The sequence below is a fragment of the Vibrio sp. 10N.247.310.23 genome (genome assembly GCF_041467155.1).
Taxonomy (GTDB): Bacteria; Pseudomonadota; Gammaproteobacteria; order Enterobacterales; family Vibrionaceae; genus Vibrio; species Vibrio crassostreae_C.
In genome coordinates this window covers 1-6,474 of sequence record NZ_JBFSTZ010000057.1, presented here as the reverse complement: position 1 = coordinate 6,474, position 6,474 = coordinate 1, and the positions used below count along the sequence as shown (strand labels likewise).

Here is a 6,474-nt window from a genome sequence, read left to right as displayed (position 1 = left end):
GTATCAAACCCAGCCATTTTACTGAGTTCTGAGAGCTTATAGTCTGGTACAAAACCCATGAGATATCTCCGAAATTATTAGTCAAAATGTTTGACCAAAGTACTTATTTTAGTAAAGTATTTTGACTAATGGAAACTATCTCGTCAATATGTTTGACTAAAAATTTGTAGCTAAAATACCCTATCAAAAATTTCATGCAAAAAGGGCTGCTGTAATAACAACGCCCCTTAGCTGATAGCACTGAGATTTTAGGCCGTACTCAAATTAATTAGTCTTCGAATGGTACTGGGGAAGACTCACCTTTACCATCAAACAAAACAACCACTTCTGTTACCCCATTTTGCGGAGATCTTTCGACCCAACCATTAGGATCACTTCCTTCCTCTGGCGCACAATCTCGAGTCCTAGATACACAAGCGAACGTGTACATGACTTGGATACGCTCTTCATCTACGATCACCTGCATTGAGCCATATGTAGGTTTGTAATATTCATAGTAATTCTGCAAAGTACGCATTTTCTTCTCGGCTAATTCAGCGTCAATCGGTGCATCAATACGGTAGTAGACTAGTTCATCATCATAATTCCAGCCTTTACTCCACATCCCTTTGATGTGTGATGGGACGCCCATTTTTCCGATGTCGGCACTGGCTCCAGGATAGCCATTGACGGCTCCATAACTAAAGCCGGTCCAACCGCCTCCTGTAGTTTGAATAGACACGTCACTCATAATATAGAAATCACTAAGGCTTCCTGCGTTACCGATGGTTGATTTTATTAATGGCTGCTCTTCTTGACAGCCACTCAAGGCGACCATTGCAATGAGGAGTGTCGCTATTACGTACTTAGGCATTGTCCCAAATTCTCCGCTCTGGTGTTTTCTCTGTTTTTTCATCGGTTGTAATGCTGTTTATAAGCGTTTCCTTGACCGTCTTATATGGGAGATTTATCACCGTATCATGAGAGCGGTGGATATAGTTGTCAAAGATAAGCGTTGGTTGAAGCGTAGTCTTCCAATCTTCGCTGGTTAACTCCCCCAATGGCTTGGTTGATAATTCATCCCATAAAGACTGGCAGAGCGCATCGGTGACATAGTCAGGAGTTAGGTTTTCAACATACGCCCGATCGATCCACTCAATCCCTGCGTTTTGAGCTTGTTGCTTCATGCGTTCGAGGGCTAGCCCTGCTATCGCATTACTCACGGGTTTAAAGTGATAAAAATAGAGCGTGTTGTCTTTTTCTTTTACCTCACCGTAATGGCCAAACCGTTGTCGGCATGTCTTTTTCCATTCAGCGTCTTTAACTTGGCGAGTACGCTCTATCATCGCAGCCTTATCTGAACTTCCCCCTGGATATGCAAAATTAGCGTGCACGATATCAATGATTTCTGATTTTATCTCGTTACGGTTGTAGGTACTGCTCACCGGAAAGCCCACATAGTCAGGAAGTCCTTCTTTCTCATATTGCTCAATTGAAGGGTAACCGCCTCCCACATCGGTATGGCATCCAGGGAAGTGTTCTTGGTAGAAATTATCGGGTAACCAATTATCACGACTCAGTGACGTTAATGGGAAGTTTTTCCGATACTCATGCTCAGCAACCAACTGCAAGACCGTGGTGGCCATGGTCGGCTCTAGGCCCAACTGAAAATTACCTTCATCGTTATTCCCCGCTAAGTAAAACGACCCTACGGTATCAAATAACCCCAAGAACCTTACACTGACGCCTTTCGTATCATCGCGTTCATAACCACCTTCTTCTGAAAACTTTTTGTTGGTTTCATTACCCAGTAGATGAGGATAAATCGTAACATCCGCTTGCTTACCTGTGACTGGTCTATGGTAATCGGGTAAACCCTGATACAGGGCATTAACAAAATGACGAGACAATGCCGCACCTCGGCTAAAACCGATAACATCGAAAATGATGTGAGTAAACTCATCATACTTGTCGCCCATTAGATCAATCTCTCTACGCAACTGATTAAGTAAACTCTGCCATTTGTAAAATGCACCATTTTCACCGTCCACATAGTTGAGTAAGACTTTGCCGCTAATACCCGCAATAGCATCAGCAAAGTCTCCATCAAACGCACGCGGTGCACTCACTCCAAACGCCTGCTCGGGACCTGTTTCATCTTTGGCTGCATCGATGATGGCAGGGCGCTGACTGTCGTCTTCAATGTCGACAGTGCCGACACCGGATACATAAATTTTTGCTGATTTACCTTGAATTTGTGGATAAGCCGCAAACAAACGCGCCACATTACTGCGAGATTTATTACCACGCAATTCTTTGTAAGCATCATTCTTGTCGTTGGCCCCCGTGCCATCAAAAAACACGCCGACGCGAAAGAGCTTTTCAGGCCGAAGGTTGACGACCGGTATACCTTTGGCAACGATACTGGGACTATTAATGGCGACAATCTCTGTCCCATGTAATAAACGGCCAGGGTGTGAGTAATGGCAATTCAGTGGGGCATGATATCGTTCATTTGGGGTTTCCTTACCTTGTCCTACATCCACAAGTTCTGAAATATTCAACGCAAGTCCTTGCTCATTGAGCCACGCTGGATCCACCGAAGAAAACTCATCTTTTGTCAACTTACGAGGGAGATAGAGTAAATGCTGGTTGTCCAATACCTGATTATCGATACGCCATTGAATCGGTATCGCACTTTGCCAAGCGGTAGGACGAAGCTCATCGCTAAGAGTGAGTTCATCCGAATAGGTCAGGCAGAACCGGCAATTACCATTACCGATGATTTTGTACTCTTGAACGAGCTTGCCTTCACTAAAGTGGTAATAATACCCTTGTGTGGCAAGCCCTAGTCGTTCACCAAACTGTACAGCTGGCATCACTGCGAGGAAGGCTTCATTGAGTGAGTTCGTCCCTTTAGGCTTAGCTAAGACGTTAGGGATGAAAAGGGGGGCTGATGTGCCTCTCGATGACAATGCAAGCGTCCTTGGCGCATCCTCTTTTATGCTGGCCACCAATTGCGTGCTGTGCTCGTTTTCTTGCTCGTTCCAACGAGAATGCATCGGTGACGTACTCGTTTTAGCTAACGCCACATCCCATCCAACATGGGCTTTAAAAGACGACTGAGAGCAAGAGAGCTCAAAAGCGTATTCAAGATCCGGTCTTTGGTCTTCTTCTGTATTACTGACGGTGGTTTGGACGCTTGCGAGTTTAGGCTCTGGTTGCACTGGTGGGTAGTACGCACTTTTATAAGAAGAGTCTGATACCGCAGACGACGATCTCACCGCCACCCACCGTTCTGATTTCAATTGGAGCTTTAAGGCGTTGAAATAAGCATTTCGGCTTTGGCCTACTAAATGAGCAAGTGTTCGTTGCAACTCATCAGGCAGCGCATCATGAAATTTAGATATTGAACCGCTGTCAATCAAGTAGCTTGTTAGCTCATCGGCAACGACAGACTGACCACCTTGCTTTTGATGAAACTCGACCACTTTGATATCCGATATACTCATGACACCCTATTCCTCTGCAAAAAACACGTTTGATTATTGGTGAATAAATAAACGTATCTTACTGAATAATAGGGTGTGTGTGTGCCGTTATTCCCTGTCATTATGACGGAATGACACAAAGGTGCCTTGAACGACTTATGTGGGACTTATCGCTGAATTAGACGATACCCTATCATCTTATATTACCAACTCGAAGATTCCCCCCACCTTGACTCACCGCCATCAGGCCATGGAGGAGCGCGCGACGACATACAGAATGAGCAAAGCGAAAAAATATTGACCGCTGCGCTTTTCATAAAAAAGGTCGCACTGTCAGTCACCATGGCTTAAATCTTGCCCCTCGCCTTGCCAGAATGCGCGAGCGTAGCGAGTAAGATAAGGCGGTGATAGTGACGCGTGCTCAGAGTGTATCGCCATGCTACCGAATGCTAAGTGGAAGTGGGGCCCGTTCTTATCGTGATATCTGTAGGTGAGGTGATCGAAAGACTTGATACGAGAAGAATGGGAGGGACTTTAAGGCGCTTTGGTTTATCCACTCTATCCACAGATTTTTAAAATTAGTAATAGAAAGAAAAGTATCGAATGTAAGTTATAAAATGGGGTATCTACTTTTCACTGCCGTAGTATCTATATATCTCAATAGTTAGTATCCGTTTTATGTGGATAACGTACAAAACAGGCAAAACACTCCCCATGGGAGAATTTTATCCACCGCAGACCAAAGATAAGCAAAAAAGAGAAAAAATGAGGGTTAAGACAAGCTAAGAGTGTGTGATGAATGTCAAATTAGGTAAGCAGAGGGGTGTACGAAAGCCGCTTCGAAGAAGCAAAAAGATGAAAAAGTAGGAAGATTAAGCCGCGATGGTCTCGGGCGGTGAAGCGGTAGGAGAGAAGCCCAAATGTTTAAGGCGGGTATTCGCAGTCACCTCGAACTCTTGCTTACTCAGTATTCTGTCTAACCCTTCATCGAGCATTTTTTTAACAACGAGGCTCAGCGCTCGTGAGCGATCATTGGTTTGTTGAACTTTCTGTTTGGTACTGGCTGCCCCAATCGCCTGGTTACGACGTTCAATGGTGCCTTCCCATAGGGTATTACGCAGTATGGCCAAGCGCGCCGGTAGGCTCCCTGCCCCCTCTTGAATCGCAAGCTTATCCTCCGCTTCAAATTCTTGGTAAAGTTTCTTTCCCGCAGTCTCTCCGCCAACTAAAACCCCGAAGTCATCCGTTAAGACATAAACGTTGTTGAGATTGCGCTTTTGCCCATCTGTTTTGTCGTGCACCAGGCCGCCACGTGGGTCGGTCGCCAGGTTATCCCCAATAAAGGCATGACGAAGCAACCCACACTTGATAAGTAAGGAGAACCAACGAGAGACCGTGGATTGGCTTTTACCAATCACTTCGCCAATCTGTGACTGTGTGCCTCTCAATGAGAACGAACGCGTGCTGAGACAAGTGTTGCAAATCATATAGAGCACTAAGTGATCGAAGGTTTGCGCCGCGTCTTTACGATACAACACCGTGCTGCCTTGACGCTGCAACTGGTAGTAGAGTCCACCATTAGCCCGAGCGCCGTGTTTTAACACCGCACGAAAGACATCGGCGAGGCCCGCCGGCATCTTAGGGGGTTGGCCACTTTTCTTCCAGCGCTCAAGCGCATACTCAGGGCGATGATGAAACGCAACCAAAGCCGCTTCATAATCCGAGAGCGGTTGGGTGGCCTTCCCCATTGGGGTTTGCTTGGCTTTTTCGAGTTCGGCCAAGAGCTCAGAGCGCTTTCGTGAACGCTTGCTTTCGCGCGCATATCGCTGCGCTTCATGCTCGTTAGCCTTATCTTGCAGCGTTTGCTCTTCCTCTGGCGCGGGTCTCTCGCCCGACAAGACTTGATACGCTTCATCGGGGTGATAAGGCGCGCCTTGCTCCACAGCAAAAGAGACCGTGCTTGGCTTAGCCGTTAGGGGCTCTGGCACCCCCTGAAACACGGTTCGTTTAGCCATGAGAGACCTTAATCACAGGCGCAAACTCCGCGCGCTCGACCCCTTCAAGGACTTCAAAAGGGATAGCGCCGAGCTTCGCCTGAGCGGCTTGCGCTTTCGCATTGTTGTCCGTCACATCTTGTCGGGTCACCCCCGAATGCTGAAAGGTGACGCTCATTGAAATGATCCCACGCAGGGCTTTCAAGCACGCGAGGCGATGTTGTTCAAATTCACTGCGGGCCATCTGCGCTTTAAAGTGCGCATCTGAGAGCTGTACCATTGCAATATCAAATTGCTCTAACAGCGCCAGCAGGCGCCAACCAAAGCGTGTCTTGACCGATACCGACTTTTTCACCGGCGCGCGGCTCAAGGTCTCATGATACAAAATACGAGAACTGTTACGCTGAGGCAGCACATCGAGCGTGGATTGGCACAGAGCAAACGCCGCATTGATAGCACGCTCGATTTCAAGCAAGGCAAAATCCGCATAGGGATCGTCATGGCGCGCTGCATGCTCCAGTGTCGAGAGACGTTGAAAAAACAACCCAACACCGGGAGCCTTGCTCCGTTTCGATGGATTCCACAGTTTGACGGTTTCGACGCTGTGCAATTGCACCTCGGCGCTGGCCATCAAACCACCCATTTTGTTGCTTTGCTTCTTTTTATTGCTCATGCTCTTTATCCCACTTTTCTAGTTCTTTCCATAACGCGCCCAAACTGACTTGGTACGTCCTCGCTATCTGCAACAGTGCCTCTGCACTGATTTGGCGGTAATCCCCTTGCTCCATCAGCGCTTTGCATACGGCACTGTGTTGTTTATGGGAAATGCTTCGACCTCGATATGATTTATCAATGGATAATTTATCTCGAAAGGCACAGCACTCTTCGGCTCGAACCCCGAAAAAATGCATCATCATTTTGTTGTTCGCACCATGTAATAAAAACGTTTTATGCTCTTCTGGCGGCTCTGCATCAGAAAATAACGCCTGCATCAACGGTGTGATATCAAG

At 46.9% G+C, this 6,474-nt stretch carries 5 protein-coding genes; all 5 read right to left on the bottom strand.

Features of this window, described 5'->3' with window-relative positions:
* Positions 1-268: 268 nt before the first annotated feature.
* The gene (locus tag AB6D93_RS23335; RefSeq protein ID WP_102333118.1) at positions 269-853 is read right to left on the bottom strand and encodes a hypothetical protein; all 585 of its coding nucleotides are present in this window, start codon (positions 851-853) and stop codon (positions 269-271) included.
* The gene (locus tag AB6D93_RS23330; RefSeq protein WP_372050215.1) at positions 846-3,491 is read right to left on the bottom strand and encodes a DUF2235 domain-containing protein; all 2,646 of its coding nucleotides are present in this window, start codon (positions 3,489-3,491) and stop codon (positions 846-848) included. The genes AB6D93_RS23335 and AB6D93_RS23330 overlap by 8 nt, the downstream gene beginning before the upstream one ends.
* Before the next feature lie 851 nt (positions 3,492-4,342).
* The gene (locus tag AB6D93_RS23325) at positions 4,343-5,458 is read right to left on the bottom strand and encodes a hypothetical protein (RefSeq protein WP_372159218.1); all 1,116 of its coding nucleotides are present in this window, start codon (positions 5,456-5,458) and stop codon (positions 4,343-4,345) included.
* A 19-nt stretch (positions 5,459-5,477) separates the two neighbouring features.
* The gene (locus AB6D93_RS23320; RefSeq protein ID WP_372050247.1) at positions 5,478-6,137 is read right to left on the bottom strand and encodes a PFL_4669 family integrating conjugative element protein; all 660 of its coding nucleotides are present in this window, start codon (positions 6,135-6,137) and stop codon (positions 5,478-5,480) included.
* Positions 6,127-6,474, bottom strand: a 348-nt coding sequence (locus AB6D93_RS23315; protein WP_372159217.1) for an STY4526/YPO1902 family pathogenicity island replication protein, incomplete at its 5' end; no start/stop codon positions are given. The genes AB6D93_RS23315 and AB6D93_RS23320, both read right to left, overlap by 11 nt.